Source organism: Pseudomonas sp. NPDC089554, from assembly GCF_050280645.1.
Lineage (GTDB): Bacteria > Pseudomonadota > Gammaproteobacteria > Pseudomonadales > Pseudomonadaceae > Aquipseudomonas.
The window spans coordinates 1-14,572 of sequence record NZ_JBNNVR010000011.1 but is presented as its reverse complement, the minus strand read 5'-3'; the positions used below and the strand labels follow the sequence as shown (position 1 = coordinate 14,572).

Annotated in this window: 11 protein-coding genes and 1 pseudogene; 7 read left to right on the top strand and 5 right to left on the bottom strand. The window is 62.3% G+C overall.

Annotated elements, in window-relative coordinates; all coding sequences use genetic code 11:
* Positions 1-60: 60 nt before the first annotated feature.
* The gene (locus ACQKPE_RS05475) at positions 61-222 is read left to right on the top strand and encodes a DUF2986 domain-containing protein (protein ID WP_427663886.1); all 162 of its coding nucleotides are present in this window, start codon (positions 61-63) and stop codon (positions 220-222) included.
* Positions 223-356: 134 nt separating this feature from the next.
* Positions 357-1,388 (top strand): NAD(P)-dependent oxidoreductase, encoded by a 1,032-nt coding sequence (locus ACQKPE_RS05470; protein ID WP_427663884.1) that lies wholly within the window; start codon positions 357-359, stop codon positions 1,386-1,388.
* Between the two features lie 77 nt (positions 1,389-1,465).
* On the opposite strand, the gene gabD is transcribed toward ACQKPE_RS05470, so the two are convergent.
* The 4 genes from gabD to fabG form a co-directional block, all read right to left on the bottom strand.
* Positions 1,466-2,908, bottom strand: coding sequence for an NADP-dependent succinate-semialdehyde dehydrogenase (gabD, locus tag ACQKPE_RS05465; protein ID WP_427663883.1), 1,443 nt, complete (start codon positions 2,906-2,908; stop codon positions 1,466-1,468).
* Positions 2,909-2,972: 64 nt separating this feature from the next.
* Complete coding sequence (locus tag ACQKPE_RS05460; protein ID WP_427663881.1) at positions 2,973-4,616, bottom strand: acetolactate synthase large subunit; 1,644 nt, start codon at positions 4,614-4,616, stop codon at positions 2,973-2,975.
* Between the two features lie 40 nt (positions 4,617-4,656).
* Entirely contained in the window at positions 4,657-5,640 is a 984-nt protein-coding gene (locus ACQKPE_RS05455) for a zinc-dependent alcohol dehydrogenase family protein (protein WP_427663880.1), read from the bottom strand.
* A gap of 65 nt (positions 5,641-5,705) precedes the next feature.
* Entirely contained in the window at positions 5,706-6,479 is a 774-nt protein-coding gene (gene fabG, locus ACQKPE_RS05450) for a 3-oxoacyl-ACP reductase FabG (protein ID WP_427663878.1), read from the bottom strand.
* 259 nt (positions 6,480-6,738) lie between these two features.
* Here fabG and qhpR point away from each other — a divergent pair, with 259 nt between their 5' ends.
* Positions 6,739-7,785 carry an AraC-like transcriptional regulator QhpR gene (qhpR, locus tag ACQKPE_RS05445; RefSeq protein ID WP_427663876.1) on the top strand — a complete coding sequence of 349 codons (1,047 nt, stop codon included), beginning with the start codon at positions 6,739-6,741 and terminating at the stop codon, positions 7,783-7,785.
* 50 nt (positions 7,786-7,835) lie between these two features.
* Here qhpR and ACQKPE_RS05440 read toward each other — a convergent pair whose 3' ends face one another.
* Positions 7,836-8,849, bottom strand: a complete 1,014-nt coding sequence (locus tag ACQKPE_RS05440) for a phosphotransferase enzyme family protein (protein ID WP_427663874.1) — start codon at positions 8,847-8,849, stop codon at positions 7,836-7,838.
* A 261-nt stretch (positions 8,850-9,110) separates the two neighbouring features.
* Here ACQKPE_RS05440 and ACQKPE_RS05435 point away from each other — a divergent pair, with 261 nt between their 5' ends.
* The 4 genes and pseudogenes from ACQKPE_RS05435 to eutB all read left to right on the top strand — a co-directional run.
* On the top strand, positions 9,111-10,421 hold the full coding sequence (locus ACQKPE_RS05435) for an aspartate aminotransferase family protein (protein ID WP_427663873.1): 1,311 nt from the start codon (positions 9,111-9,113) through the stop codon (positions 10,419-10,421).
* 55 nt (positions 10,422-10,476) lie between these two features.
* Entirely contained in the window at positions 10,477-11,997 is a 1,521-nt protein-coding gene (gene exaC, locus ACQKPE_RS05430; RefSeq protein WP_427663871.1) for an acetaldehyde dehydrogenase ExaC, read from the top strand.
* Positions 11,998-12,115: 118 nt separating this feature from the next.
* A complete protein-coding gene (gene eat, locus ACQKPE_RS05425; protein ID WP_427663870.1) occupies positions 12,116-13,564 on the top strand; it encodes an ethanolamine permease in 1,449 nt (482 codons plus the stop codon).
* Positions 13,565-13,613: 49 nt separating this feature from the next.
* Positions 13,614-14,477, top strand: a pseudogene (eutB, locus tag ACQKPE_RS05420) (ethanolamine ammonia-lyase subunit EutB); the annotation flags it as partial.
* Positions 14,478-14,572: the final 95 nt, after the last annotated feature.

The window sequence follows — 14,572 nt, the reverse complement described above, 5'->3', positions numbered from 1 at the left end:
TCAGCGATTGTCAGCGTGCCAAGGTATGCTATGCGCACCTCGCCCCCGCCAGAGTGAACCATGAACCGCCAGAAAAAGATCAAGCAACTGCTCAAGGCCCATGCCAAGAAAGCTAGCGCCAAGCTAGCGCCGCGCAGCAACAAGCCCAAGTACATCAGCAAGGCCGATCGGGAGAAGCTGGCCGCGCAGGCGGTGAGTGAAGTGAGCTCGGACCTCGAGTGAGGCTTGGCGAGTTGTTCAATGCATCTTGTCGAAAACCGATGGCATTGCACCCATGATCAGCAAATAGACTGAACCCCTCCACCCGCTTATCTACTAATGGTAGGTACTCAGCCAAAAGCTCAGGAGTCCTTACCATGTCCCAAGCCCCAATCTTGCTGTTGGGCGGCACCGGCGCCATAGGCCACCGCACGATCACCGCTCTGCGCGCCACCCACCCTGAAATTCCGCTGCTGCTCGCCAGTCGCGATATCGCCAAGGCCCACAAGGCCGCCGAGGAAGTCGGTAACGCACAAGGCGTAGTGATCGATACATCCGCCGATGACCTGGGTCTCGGCGACCAGCCTGTCAGCGCCGTCCTGGTGCTCTACATGGACCACACGCTCGCCAGCCTGCGCTTCAGTCAGTCCCGTGGCATACCGCACCTGAGCATTTCCTCCGGCGTGTTCGAAATCGCCCCGGAAATCGCGCTGTTCATGCACAAGCCCAATCGCTCTGCCATCGTGCTCGGCTATGAGTGGATGGTGGGCGCGACCACCGTGGCCACGCTGGAAATCGCCAAGGCGTATCGCAAGGTTCACGACATCCGCATCCACGCGCTGGTCGATGACCAGGACACCGGCGGCCCCACCGTGGCCACCGATTTCGAGCACCTCAATAAAATGCTGCCAGCCGCTCTTACGCGGCGAGATAGCGCCTTCATCTGGCGTGAAGGCGAGGATGCGAAGGTCAGTTTTCATGCGGTGGATGGCACCGAGATCAGCGCCAGCGGGTTCTCCTCCATCGACGTTACAGGCCTGGCCGCTGCGACAAACGCCGAAAATGTGCAATTCAACATGGCCATCGATGTGAGCTCGACGCGCCGCAGCGGCTTGCCGATGTCGACTGAAATACTGATCGAGGTCGAGGGTGAAGGTGCGAACGGCGAGCCCAAGGCGAGCCGTCATGCGCTGATTCATCCGGCGGGGGCCGCAGCGTTGACGGGGCTGAGTATTGCGATGCTGCTGGAGCGCTTGATTGGCCTGGATGGGCAGCCGGCACCTGCTGCCGGGCTCTATTTCCCTTACCAATTGCTGGATGCCGCGACGTATCTGCAACGTTTGGCGGAGGAGGGTGGTGAGCTACGCGAACTTGAACCTGTTCGTGCTGCTGGGGTGGAAGGGCGTTAGAGCAATGCCTGTCAGTTGAAGCAAATTGGGGCCGCAAAGCGACCCCAATGCTTGATCAAGCAGCTACCTGGGCAACCTCACACGCTCAAGCACAGGTACTTGATCTCCAGGTAATCCTCGATCCCGTACTTGGAGCCCTCACGCCCCAAGCCTGAGGCCTTCATACCGCCGAACGGCGCCACTTCGTTGGACACCAGGCCTGTGTTCACACCGACCATGCCGTAGTCCAAGGCTTCCGCCACACGGAATACCCGCCCCAGATCGCGCGCATAGAAGTACGACGCCAGGCCGAACTCGGTATCGTTGGCCATGGCGATCACTTCGGCTTCATCCTTGAAGCGGAACAGCGGCGCCAGCGGTCCGAAGGTTTCCTCCTTGGCCACGGCCGCGTTGTTCGGCACGTTGACCAGGATGGTCGGCTCGAAGAAGGTGCCTTCCAGCCCCTGGCCGCCAGCCAGCACGCGGGCACCTTTGCCAACCGCGTCGGCAATGTGCTCCTTGACCTTGGCCACGGCTTTCTCGTCGATCAGTGGGCCGGTGGTAACGCCCGCTTCCAGACCGTTGCCGATCTTGAGCTTGGCCACCGCCACCTTCAACTTCGCGGCGAAGGCTTCGTAGACACCGTCCTGGATGTACAGCCGGTTGGCGCACACGCAGGTCTGGCCGTTGTTGCGGTACTTGGAAATGATCGCGCCTTCGACAGCCTGGTCCAGGTCCGCGTCGTCGAACACGATGAAGGGCGCATTGCCGCCCAGTTCCAGCGAGACTTTCTTGATGTCCTTGGCGCACTCGGCCATCAACTGGCGGCCGATTTCCGTGGAGCCGGTAAAGGACAGCTTGCGCACGATGGGGTTGCCGGTCAGCTCGGCACCGATCTCGCCGGCACTGCCGCTGACCACGTTGAAGACGCCGGCCGGAATGCCGGCACGCCGTGCCAGTTCAGCCAAGGCGAAGGCGGTGAAGGGCGTTTGCGAAGCGGGCTTGAGCACCATGGTGCAGCCGGCGGCCAGGGCCGGGCCGGCTTTGCGGGTGATCATCGCGGCGGGGAAGTTCCATGGGGTGATGGCCGCAGTGACACCGATCGGCTGCTTGATCACGATCAGGCGCTTGTCGGGTTGGTGGCCTGGGATCACGTCGCCGTAGATGCGCTTGGCCTCTTCGGCGAACCATTCGATGAACGAGGCGGCGTAGACGATCTCGCCCTTGGCTTCGGCCAGGGGCTTGCCTTGTTCCAGGGTCATCAGGCGGGCCAGGTCGTCCTGGTGTTCGATCATCAGGTCGAACCAGCGGCGCAGCGTATTGCCACGTTCCTTGGCGGTCAGTGCGCGCCAGGCGGGCAGGGCTTTGTCGGCGGCTTCGATGGCGCGGCGGGTTTCGGCGGCGCCCATTTTCGGCACGCTGCCGAGGATTTCGCCCGTTGCCGGGTTGTTGACCTTGATCGTCTGGCCACTGTCCGCGTCGACCCAGTTGCCGTCGATGAAGGCTTGCTGGCGAAACAGATAGTCGTCTTTGAGTTGCATGATGAACTCCACTTTCTTCTTATAAGGGTTGGCGGCAGCGCGCTGCCGCCTTTGAGACGAGCGATCAGACCAGGGCGCTGCGGCGCTTGATTTCACTGTTGAGGATGAAATCGTTTTCCGAGTAGTCCACCGGGCAGTCGATCACATGCACGCCCGGCTCGCCGAGGCAGCGCTGCAACAGCGGCAGGAAGCCCTCGGCGCTTTCCACCCGATGGCCCTTGGCGCCGTAGCTTTGCGCATACATCACGAAGTCCGGGTTGCCGTAGTCCAGGCCAAAGTCGGTGAAGCCCATGTTCGACTGTTTCCAGCGGATCATGCCGTAGCCGTCGTCGCGCAGGATGATGACCGTCAGGTTCATCTTCAGGCGCACGGCGGTTTCCAGCTCCTGGCTGTTCATCATGAAGCCGCCGTCACCGCACACCGCGACCACGGGGCGGTCCGGGCACACCAAGTGCGCGGCCATCGCCGAGGGCAGGCCGGCGCCCATGGTCGCCAGGGCGTTGTCCAGCAGCACGGTGTTGGGCTTGTGGGCCTTGTAGTTGCGCGCGAACCAGATCTTGTAGATGCCGTTGTCCAGTGCCACGACGCCATCGGAGGGCAGGGCGCGGCGCACGTCGGCGACGAAGCGCTGCGGGTAGATCGGGAAGCGGTTGTCGTCCGCGCCCTCGATGATCTGCGCCTCGTTGGCCTCGCGGATCGCCATCAACCGGCTGAAGTCCCAGTGCTCCTGAACTTGCAGCGCTTCGCCGATCTGCCACACGGCGTTGGCGATATCGCCGACCACTTCGATTTGCGGGAAGTACACCGGGTCCACTTCGGCGGAGCGGAAGTTGATGTGGACCACTTCGGTACCGCCGCGCACCATGAAGAACGGCGGCTTTTCGATCACATCGTGGCCGATGTTGACGATCAGGTCGGCGGCCTCCACGGCGCGGTGCACGAAGTCACCCGCCGACAGCGCGGCATTGCCGAGAAAGCGCGGGTGGCGCTCATCGACCACACCCTTGCCCATCTGCGTGGTGACGAAGGGGATGCCGGTGTTGTCGATCAGCTGCTTGAGTACCTTGGCGGTCATCTTGCGGTTGGCGCCAGCGCCAATCACCAGGATCGGGCTGCGTGCAGCCTGAAGCTTCTGCACCGCTGCGGCGATCGCCTTGTGCTCGGCCAGGGGTCGACGGTGCAGGCTGGGCGGCACCGGCATGCTTTCGGTCTGTTCGGCAGCGATGTCCTCAGGCAGCTCCAGGTGCACCGCGCCAGGCTTTTCTTCTTCCGCCAGGCGGAAGGCCTCGCGCACCCGCGAGGGAATGTTGTCGGCGGAGGCCAACTGGTGGGTGTATTTGGTCAGGGGTTGCATCATGCCGACCACATCCAGGATCTGGAAACGACCCTGCTTGGACTTCTTGATCGGCTTTTGGCCGGTGATCATCAGCATCGGCATGCCGCCCAGGTACGCATAGGCACCGGCGGTCACCAGGTTGGTCGCACCCGGGCCCAAGGTCGACAGGCTCACGCCGGTCTTGCCGGTCAGCCGGCCATAAGTAGCTGCCATGAACCCTGCGGACTGTTCATGGCGCGTGAGTACAAGCTTGATGCTGGAGCGGCGCAATGACTCCAGCAGGTCGAGGTTTTCTTCACCGGGAATACCGAATACATACTCGACACCTTCGTTCTCCAGGCATTGCACAACGACATCAGCGGCCTTGGCCATTTCTTCACCTCACTGTTTGTGCAAATGAGCGACTACGCGCTTACTTGTTGCCTGGATTTGCCTCGGGGGCGACCGCAATCGCGATTTTCCCGCGCAGGCCGTTATTCGGCGTTTCCAGCAGGGCATGAGCCTTTCCGAGATCCGCCAGCGAGTAGACCGCGCCAACGTGTGGCCGCAGTTGGCCGCGTTCGACCAAGGCGCTCAGGTCATCAAGCTTGCCCCGGTTCTGACGTGTAAAAACGAAGTGGTAGCTGGCGTTCTTGCCCCAGGCCTGGATGACGTTCTGCGGCTTGGCAATGTCGACGATGGAGACCACGCGGCCCAGTTGGGCGAGCACATCGGGGCTGCGCGACAAGGTGTCGCCGCCAATGGTGTCGAACACCACATCCACGCCCTTGCCATCGCTCTCGCGCAGCACCGCCTCGACATAGTCCTCCTGCTCGTAGTCGATGACCACGTCTGCACCCAGGCTGCGGACGAACTCGAACTGCTCTTGGCGCGCCGTGGTGAACACCTTGGCGCCGATGGCCTTGGCCAGTTGGATCGTCACATGGCCTACACCGCCCGCACCGCCATGGATCAGGATGCTTTCACCCACCCGCAGCTGCGCACGCACCACCAACGCTTCCCATGCCGTGCCACCGACCAGGGTCAGGGTGGCGGCTTCGAGGTGGCTCAGCGCTGCGGGTTTCTTGCCGATGATGCTTTCGGACGCCACGTGGTACTCGGCATAGCTGCCGTCGCCATCGAAGATTTGCGGGGTGTACCACACCTCGTCGCCTGGCACGAAGCTGGTCACGCCCGGGCCGACCGCCTCGACCACGCCGGAGACGTCATGCCCGGTAATGGCCGGCAGGGGCACGTAGTCAGCGTAGTCGCCGCGGCGTACCTGGTAATCCAGCGGGTTGATGGAGGTGGCGTACACCTTCACCAGCACTTGGCCTGCCTGCGGCACCGGTTTGGGCACATCGCAGAGCTCGAACGATTGCGGGCCGCCGAATGATTTGAGTAGTTGCGCTTTCATAAAAACCTCTGGTCTAGAAACAGATATCGGTATATTTCGATATCGTGCGGTGTTCAACGTGCGGGTCAATCAAGGGATTGCAGGGACTCAGGCAGCACTTGGCCGCCGTCGATAATCAGGCTTTGCCCGGTGATGTAGCCGGCTTCGCGGCTGGCGAAGAACATCACGGCGCTGGCGACGTCTTCGGGGGTGCCCAGGCGCTTGGCCGGAATGGAAGCGGCCACACCCGCCTGGTACTCGGCATCCACGTCCAGGAAACCGGCGGTGACGATGTTGCCGGGCAGCACCGCATTGACGGTGATGCCGTCCTTGGCCAACTCGATGGCTGCGGTGCGCATGAAGCCCAGCTGCGCCGCCTTGCTCGCGCCGTAGTGGACCCAGCCGGGCGAGCCGGTAACCGGGCCGGTGATCGAGGACGTGAGGATTACCCGCCCGTATTCAGCGTTACGCAGCAGGGGCAGGGCGGCTTGCACGCTGAGGAACGTGCCCTTGGTGTTCGTGGCCAGTACTCGGTCCCAATCGGCTTCGGTCAGGTTTTCCAGAGTAGAGTTGGGGAAGATGCCGGCATTGCAGCACAGCACATCCAGGCCGCCATGCAGCTCTTGCACGGTGTTCATCATCGCCACCACGGACGCTATATCCGCCACATCGGCCGCCAGCCCATGAACGTGCAGCCCCTCTGCACGCAGCTGGGCAGCGACCGCTTCGATCTTGTCCGCGCTGCGAGCGGTAATCAGCACCTTCGCGCCCTGCAAAGCGAACTGCCGGGCAATGCCAAGGCCGATGCCAGTGCTGGCACCGGTAACCAGGACACTCTTGCCTTCTAACGACGAGAACATCTGCGCAGCTCCTATCAAATGAGGGGAAATTCGATAGTCCGCCAAGCGTTCACCGTCGACTTGACCGGCGGGCACGTTTTTGTGCCCAGCGGTCAAGACGGCAACGGAAAAAGGCTTTAGTTTGTGCTCACAGGTCAACGACTTGTCGTGCGTGGTCAGGCATTGCGTTGGTTGCTTGACATCCTTGACAGGGCGTTCATTCAATGGGCTGCCTATGCAATGGAAAACTGCCCCATCAGCCACTCTGTGAGAGGTTGCCATGCAACTTGCCACTACCCGGCAACTCGCCGACCAGCTTCAATCCATCGGAGTGCTCAGTTCGGCCGCAACCGGCCTTACCGAGTTCATTCAGCACAAAGGTGGCGATGCAGACCGCATCTTCGGTCATGCAGGTTTCAACCCGGAGCATTTGCAACATCCCACCCTGAGCCTGGACCTCAAGCAGTACTGCGCGGTGTTCGAAGAGGCTGCCCGGCAAACCCAGGATGACAACTTCGGCTTGCGCTACGGCAGCCAGTTCAGGCCCGACGGCTTAGGCATGCTCGGCTATGTCGGCATCTGCTCGGACACCCTGGGCGATGCGTTGCGCAACGTGGTGAAGGTGTTTCCCATCCATCAGCAAGGCAGCCTGCTGCGCCTCGAGGTGGGTAGCGAATGGTGCCGGCTCGATTACCAGGTGCAGTACGGCGCCATTTTCCGCAAGCGCCAGGACGCCGAGTTGTCGATGGGCATGTTCACCAACATGATGCGTCATGCCTTGGGGCAGAAGTGGGCACCTGAGCGGGTGCATTTCGAGCACCCCCAGCCCGAGGCCTGGCATGAGCACTGCAAAGCCTTCGATGCGCCGGTGTTCTTTGGCCAGCCGTGCAATTCGCTGGTGTTCAGGCGAAGTGCGCTGGAGAAAACCATGCCCGACCGTGACAGCCGTCTGCTGGCCATTATCATGGAAAGCATGGACTTGCTGGCGCGCCAAGGCGGCGAGCGCCATGGCGGGCATGGCGTCATCAACGATGTCCAGGCGCAGATCCGTCTTCAGTTGGCTGATGGCGAGCCTAGCCTCGAACAAGTCGCCGACCTGTTGCATATCACCAGTTGGAGCTTGCAGCGCCGGCTGGCCGAGAAGGGTTTGAATTTCTCTGGGCTGGTCGAGAAAGTGCGCCAGGAGTTGGCCCAGTATTACTTGACTCGCACCAGCCTGCCGATTTCGGAGCTGGCACTGCTGCTGGGGTATTCGGAGACCAGTGCGTTTTCGCGCGCGTTCCGCAGGTGGCATGGGGCGAGTCCGAAACAGTGGCGTAAGTCCTGATGCCAGTGAATTAAATGAGATCGGGGCTGCAACGCAGCCCCAATGACGCGTTATCTCGTCACCACCTGTGCAAGGTCGTGCCTCAAGTAGCGCTTGCACAGCTCGACACTCTGCTTCGCCCAGTTCGCCCCGAGATTACGCACTTGCTGGGTCTCGGCATGGGTTCCAGTCCAGGCCAGCAACTGGATGCGCCGCTGGATGATAAAGGTCGGAATCATCGCGATGTCATGCGCACTCAAGCGAGTAACCGCCGCATAACCGGCCAGCCAGTGTTCGATCCAGTCGTTGAGCCGCTCGTGGTGTTCGTAGAAGCTCAGGGCCGATGCCAGGTCATGCAGGTACCAGCCAAAACCGCAGTCATCGAAATCGATGACATGGGTGCGCTCTCGGTCGACCAGCAGGTTGGCCAAGCGCAGGTCGGCATGAATCAAGCCGTAGCGCTTGCCATCCTGGCCATAGCTCGCCAGCTCGCCCTGCACCCGTTGCAACACCTCCTCGATCACGCCAAAGGCGCTGCTGTCCAGGTTGACCGCATTGCGCCAGTCGCCCCAATGCCCGTTGGCACCGACCATGCTTTGGTGGTCCCAGACAATCCGCGAGAAATTGGCCGGACGCTGCCATTGCTGGCTGTGCTGGTGCAGTTTCGCGGTAATCGCGCCGAGGCGCATGAAGGCGCTGACGTCGACATCGGCGGTAGGTTCGGCGCCGCTCACCCAATTGAACAGCACCACGTTGATTTCCTGGCCGGCCCCCACCTGGGTGCTCTGCACATGACGCCCATCGAGGCCTGCGACCGGGCGCGGCACTTCAATGCCTGAAGCTTGCAGCGCATTCAGCCAGTCCAGCTCGTTATCGATATCGGCCTTGCGGTGATAACCCAGCTTGTGCACGCGCAAGGCATAGCGTTGTCCGCCCGGTGTATCGACGCGGTAGGTCGCATTCTCGGAGTGACACAGTAGCGTGACCTGCCCTTGCACCTGGGCGGGGTAGCAATCGGCGAGTGTGCGGGCGGCCACTTCGTGCAGGGTCTGAAGGCCGATTTCTTCTTGTTGTGTCGCGCTCATGAGTCAGCTCCCGAGTGTTCTGATGAAAAGTCAGGCTCAGGATGGAGCGACTGCGGGGGGATGCGCTTGACCTTGGAACCAGTGAATCTGACTGCAGAAGACAATTAGCGGAACCGGGGCCGGAAGTTGACCGCAGGGCAGACAACCCATCCACCAAGGTCAAGTCAGACGCAGAAACCAGCGGCACTATTTCCAACAAGCATCTGATATGCCGATGACGCTTCCCGTACTTTTTTCGCACGCCTAGCGAGGCCGGTCCCCATGTTGAAAACCAACGCTTTTTCCGAGGAAAACAGTAACGCCCTGTCGCCGCGTACCCGCGAGATGATCGAGCGTCGGCGGCGTTTGCTCGGCCCGGGCTACCAATTGTTCTACCAGAACCCGCTGCATCTGGTGCGTGGCGAAGGTGTCTGGGTCTACGACGTCGACGGGCAGCGTTACCTGGACGTCTATAACAATGTGCCGTCCGTTGGCCACTGCCACCCGCATGTGGTCGATGCCCTGTGCCGCCAGGCGCGTCTGCTCAACACCCACACCCGCTACCTGGACGACAACATCCTGGATTTCGCGGAAAAACTGCTGGGCACCATGCCTGCCGAATTGAGCCAGGCGACCTTCACCTGCACCGGCAGCGAGGCCAACGACCTGGCCATACGCATCGCCCGTGAATACACCGGCGGTACCGGTGTGATCGTCACCCAGTACGCCTACCACGGGCTCACAGCCAGCATTGCCGAGCTGTCCTCTTCGCAGTTTTCGCAGATCGCCGCGAGCCCGCATGTGCGCACGGTGGCGGCGCCGGTCCATAACCCGCACAACCCCGAGGAAGTCGGCCGACGCTTTGCCGCCGACGTACGTGCAGCCCTGGCCGACATGCAGCGTCACGGCATCAAGCCAGCGGCGTTGTTGCTGGATTCGTTCTTCACCAGCGATGGTGCGTTCTTCGAGCCGCAAGGTTTCCTGCGCGAAGCCGTGGCGGCCGTGCGAGAGGCCGGTGGCCTGTATATCGCCGATGAAGTACAGCCAGGCTACGGGCGCTCGGGGCGCTACATGTGGGGCTTCCAATGCCACGGCCTGGTGCCGGACCTCGTCACCTTGGGCAAGCCAATGGGTAACGGTCACCCAACGGCGGGCATCACCGCCAAACCGCATATCCTGCAACGTTTCGCCAACGAGTCCGGCTATTTCAACACCTTCGCCGGCAACCCGGTCTCGTCCGCAGTCGGGCTGGCGGTGCTGGAAGTGATCGAGCAGGAAAACCTCATCGCCAACGCCCATGAGTCCGGCAAGTTGATGCTCGATGGGCTCGAGCGCCTGGCCAAGCAATACCCGGTGATTGGCGACGTGCGTGGTATGGGGCTGTACCTGGGCGTTGATTTCACCACCCCGGATGGCGCGCCCGATGCCGAGACCGCAGCCAAGGTGGTCAACGGCCTGCGCGAGGAACATGTGCTGATTGGCGCGGCCGGCCCCCACGTCAATACCCTGAAGATTCGCCCACCGCTGATGTTCCAGCGCGAGCACGTGGACATCTTCCTGAGCAGCCTGGAGCGTGTGCTCGAACGAGTCTGACCGGCGCAGCCGCACTGCGCTCGACAACCACAAGAACAATGTCACGGAGAACACCATGATCTACGCAAAACCTGGCACACCCAATGCCGTCCTCAAGCTCCAGCTGCGCTATGGCAACTACATCGGCGGTGAATTCGTCGCGCCGGTCAAAGGCCAGTACTTCACCAATACCAGCCCGGTCGATGGCTCGTTGATTGGCGAGTTCCCACGCTCGGGCAGCGAAGATATCGAGCTTGCTCTTGACGCTGCTCATGCCGCCGCCGACGCCTGGGGCAAGACCTCGGTGCAGGACCGCGCGCTGGTGCTGCTGGACATTGCCGACCGCATCGAAGCCAACCTCGAACTGCTGGCCGTGGCCGAAACCTGGGACAACGGCAAGGCCGTGCGCGAAACCCTGAATGCCGACGTGCCCCTGGCTGCCGACCACTTCCGCTACTACGCCGGCTGCATTCGTGCCCAAGAGGGCAGCGTTGCCGAGATCAACGAACACACCGCGGCCTACCACTTCCACGAGCCGTTGGGCGTGGTCGGGCAGATCATCCCGTGGAACTTCCCGCTGCTGATGGCGGCCTGGAAACTCGCACCCGCCCTGGCCGCCGGTAACTGTGTGATCTTGAAACCTGCCGAGCAGACGCCGCTGTCGATCAGCATATTGATGGAGCTGATTGGCGACCTTCTGCCCAAAGGCGTGCTCAACGTGGTGCAAGGCTATGGCCGCGAGGCGGGTGAAGCCCTGGCCACCAGCAAGCGCATCGCCAAGATCGCCTTTACCGGCTCCACCCCGGTGGGCTCGCACATCCTCAAGTGCGCGGCCGAGAACATCATTCCGTCGACCGTGGAGTTAGGCGGCAAGTCGCCGAACGTGTACTTCGAAGACATCATGCAGGCCGAGCCGAGCTTTATCGACAAGGCCGCCGAAGGCATGGTGCTGGCGTTCTTCAACCAAGGCGAGGTGTGCACCTGCCCGTCGCGCGCACTGGTGCAGGAGTCGATCTACCCGCAGTTCATGGAAGTGGTGATGAAGAAGGTGCTGCAGATCAAGCGCGGCGACCCGCTGGACACCGACACCATGGTCGGCGCCCAGGCCTCGCAGCAGCAGTTCGAGAAGATCCTGTCGTACCTGGACATCGCCCAGAAGGAAGGCGCCGAGCTGCTGACCGGCGGCAAGGTGGAGAAGCTCGAAGGTTCGCTCGCCACCGGCTACTACATCCAGCCGACCCTGCTCAAGGGCAACAACAAAATGCGCGTGTTCCAGGAAGAGATTTTCGGCCCAGTGGTCAGCGTCACCACCTTCAAGGACGAAGCCGAGGCCCTGGCGATTGCCAACGACACCGAGTTCGGCCTGGGCGCCGGCGTATGGACCCGCGACATCAACCGCGCCTACCGCATGGGCCGCGGCATCAAGGCGGGCCGCGTGTGGACCAACTGCTACCACCTGTACCCGGCGCATGCCGCGTTCGGCGGCTACAAGAAGTCCGGCGTCGGCCGTGAAACCCACAAAATGATGCTCGACCATTATCAGCAGACCAAGAACCTGCTGGTGAGCTACGACATCAACCCGCTGGGCTTCTTCTAGCCCTCCAGGTTCTGGGGCTGTGGAGCGGCCCCAGAGCCTCTGGCTCGCTTCCTGCAATGCGAATCACCAAGGGCCGGAAACCCTTCCGGCCACCTTAGAAAAAGAACAGGTGAACACTATGCCAAGCGATCACACCGGCAGCGCGCCGGCAGGTTCTTCCGTCGATTTCGAAAAGGTCGGTTCCGACTACTTCCAGCAACGTGAACTGAAAAAAGGCGCCGCAGGCTGGGTGCTGCTGGTGGGCCTTGGGGTGGCCTACGTGATTTCCGGCGACTACGCCGGCTGGAACTTCGGCCTGGCCCAAGGCGGCTGGGGTGGAATGTTTCTCGCCACGCTGCTGATGGCCACCATGTACCTGTGCATGTGCTTCTCGCTGGCCGAGCTGTCCTCGATGATCCCCACCGCTGGCGGCGGCTATGGCTTTGCCCGCAGCGCCTTCGGGCCTTGGGGCGGGTTCCTCACCGGCACGGCGATCCTCATCGAGTACGCCATCGCCCCCGCCGCCATCGCCGTGTTCATCGGCGCCTACTGCGAATCGCTGTTCGGCATCGGCGGCTGGATGATCTACCTGGCCTTCTACATCGTGTTCATCGGTATTCACATCTTCGGCGTGGGCGAGGCGCTCAAGCTGATGTTCATCATCACCGCCGTGGCCGCCATTGCGCTGGTGGTGTTCCTGATCGGCATGCTGCCCCATTTCGATGCAGCGAACCTGTTCGACATCGCGCCAAGCACCGCAGTGGGCGCCAGTAGCTTCCTGCCATTCGGCTATGTCGGCGTGTGGGCGGCGATTCCCTTCGCGATCTGGTTCTTCCTGGCGGTAGAAGGCGTGCCGTTGGCCGCCGAGGAAACCAAGAACCCACGCCGTGACCTGCCACGCGGCCTGATCGGCGCCATGCTGGTGCTGCTGGCCTTCGCCCTGTTGATTCTGGTGATCGGCCCTGGCGGCGCGGGCTCCGAGGCGTTGAAGGCCTCGGGTAACCCGCTGGTCGAGGCATTGTCCAAGGCCTACGGCGGCTCCACCTGGATGGGCGGGTTCGTCAACCTGGTGGGCCTGGCCGGCCTGATCGCCAGCTTCTTCTCGATCATCTACGCCTATTCGCGGCAGATCTTCGCGCTGTCCCGCGCTGGCTACCTGCCGCGCAAACTCTCCGAGACCAACAAGAGCAAGGCGCCGGTGCTGGCCTTGGTGATCCCCGGCATCATCGGTTTCGCGCTGTCGCTGACCGGCCAGGGCGATTTGCTGATCCTGGTGGCGGTATTCGGTGCCACGCTGTCATATGTGTTCATGATGGCGGCGCACATCACCCTGCGTATCCGTCGGCCGAAGATGGAACGCCCCTACCGCACCCCAGGCGGCATCTTCACCTCGGGCGTAGCCCTGGTGCTGGCCTGCATCGCCGTGGTCGCCGGGTTCCTGGTCGACCCACGCGTACTGATTGGCGCGGCGGTGATCTATGGGGTATTAATTGCCTACTTTGCTTTCTATAGCCGCCACCACCTGGTGGCCGGGACGCCGGAAGAGGAATTCGCCGCGATCCAGAAGGCCGAAGAGGCCCTGCACTGATCGCCGACACACGCCGCGGGCCTGGCCCGCGGCGCTCTGGAGAGTCTGCATGGCAAGTTTTGTTCACACCGTAGGCAACCTGGTCTATCGCTTCGACAGCCTCAAAGAGGTGATGGCCAAGGCCAGCCCCGCCCGCTCGGGCGACTTTCTCGCCGGTATCGCCGCCAGCAACGATGGCGAGCGGGTCGCGGCGCAGATGGCACTGGCCGACATTCCCCTCAGCCATTTTCTCAATGAAGCGCTGATTCCCTACGAGCAGGACGAGATCACCCGGCTGATCGTCGATACCCACGACCGCGACGCCTTCGCCCCGGTCAGCCATCTCACCGTGGGCGGGCTGCGCGACTGGCTGCTGAGCGACCAGGCCAACGAAGACAGCCTGCGCGCCCTGGCCCCCGGCCTGACGCCGGAAATGGCCGCAGCGGTTTCCAAGATCATGCGGGTGCAGGACCTGGTGCTGGTGGCGCAGAAGATCCGCGTGGTCACGGCCTTTCGCGGCACCATGGGCCTGCGCGGGCGCCTGTCCACGCGCCTGCAACCCAACCACCCCACCGACGAGCCCGCCGGCATCGCCGCGAGCATTCTCGACGGCCTGTTGTATGGCAACGGCGATGCGATGATCGGCATCAACCCGGCCACCGACAGCATTGCCTCGATCTGCGCGCTGCTGGAAATGCTCGATGCCATCATCCAGCGCTACCAGATTCCCACCCAGGCCTGCGTGCTCACTCACGTCACCACCTCGATCGAGGCGATCAACCGCGGCGTGCCGCTGGACCTGGTGTTCCAGTCGATTGCCGGCACCGAGGCGGCCAACGCCGGTTTCGGCATCAACCTCAACGTGTTGCAGGAAGGCTACGAGGCCGGGCTTTCCCTCAAGCGCGGTACGCTCGGGCAGAACCTGATGTATTTCGGATCACGTTGAAATCTTGCTGCAGGCGCTCGGCCATGGCCGGGGTGATACGGCTGAAGGCCAGGACGGTCTTTTTCATCGGGCTACTTCTCTGC

Coding starts and splice junctions, on each gene's coding strand:
- ACQKPE_RS05475 (WP_427663886.1), top strand. CDS start 61: ATGAACCGCCAGAAAAAGATCAAGCAACTGCTCAAGGCCCATGCCAAG.
- ACQKPE_RS05470 (WP_427663884.1), top strand. CDS start 357: ATGTCCCAAGCCCCAATCTTGCTGTTGGGCGGCACCGGCGCCATAGGC.
- gabD (WP_427663883.1), bottom strand. CDS start 2,908: ATGCAACTCAAAGACGACTATCTGTTTCGCCAGCAAGCCTTCATCGAC.
- ACQKPE_RS05460 (WP_427663881.1), bottom strand. CDS start 4,616: ATGGCCAAGGCCGCTGATGTCGTTGTGCAATGCCTGGAGAACGAAGGT.
- ACQKPE_RS05455 (WP_427663880.1), bottom strand. CDS start 5,640: ATGAAAGCGCAACTACTCAAATCATTCGGCGGCCCGCAATCGTTCGAG.
- fabG (WP_427663878.1), bottom strand. CDS start 6,479: ATGTTCTCGTCGTTAGAAGGCAAGAGTGTCCTGGTTACCGGTGCCAGC.
- qhpR (WP_427663876.1), top strand. CDS start 6,739: ATGCAACTTGCCACTACCCGGCAACTCGCCGACCAGCTTCAATCCATC.
- ACQKPE_RS05440 (WP_427663874.1), bottom strand. CDS start 8,849: ATGAGCGCGACACAACAAGAAGAAATCGGCCTTCAGACCCTGCACGAA.
- ACQKPE_RS05435 (WP_427663873.1), top strand. CDS start 9,111: ATGTTGAAAACCAACGCTTTTTCCGAGGAAAACAGTAACGCCCTGTCG.
- exaC (WP_427663871.1), top strand. CDS start 10,477: ATGATCTACGCAAAACCTGGCACACCCAATGCCGTCCTCAAGCTCCAG.
- eat (WP_427663870.1), top strand. CDS start 12,116: ATGCCAAGCGATCACACCGGCAGCGCGCCGGCAGGTTCTTCCGTCGAT.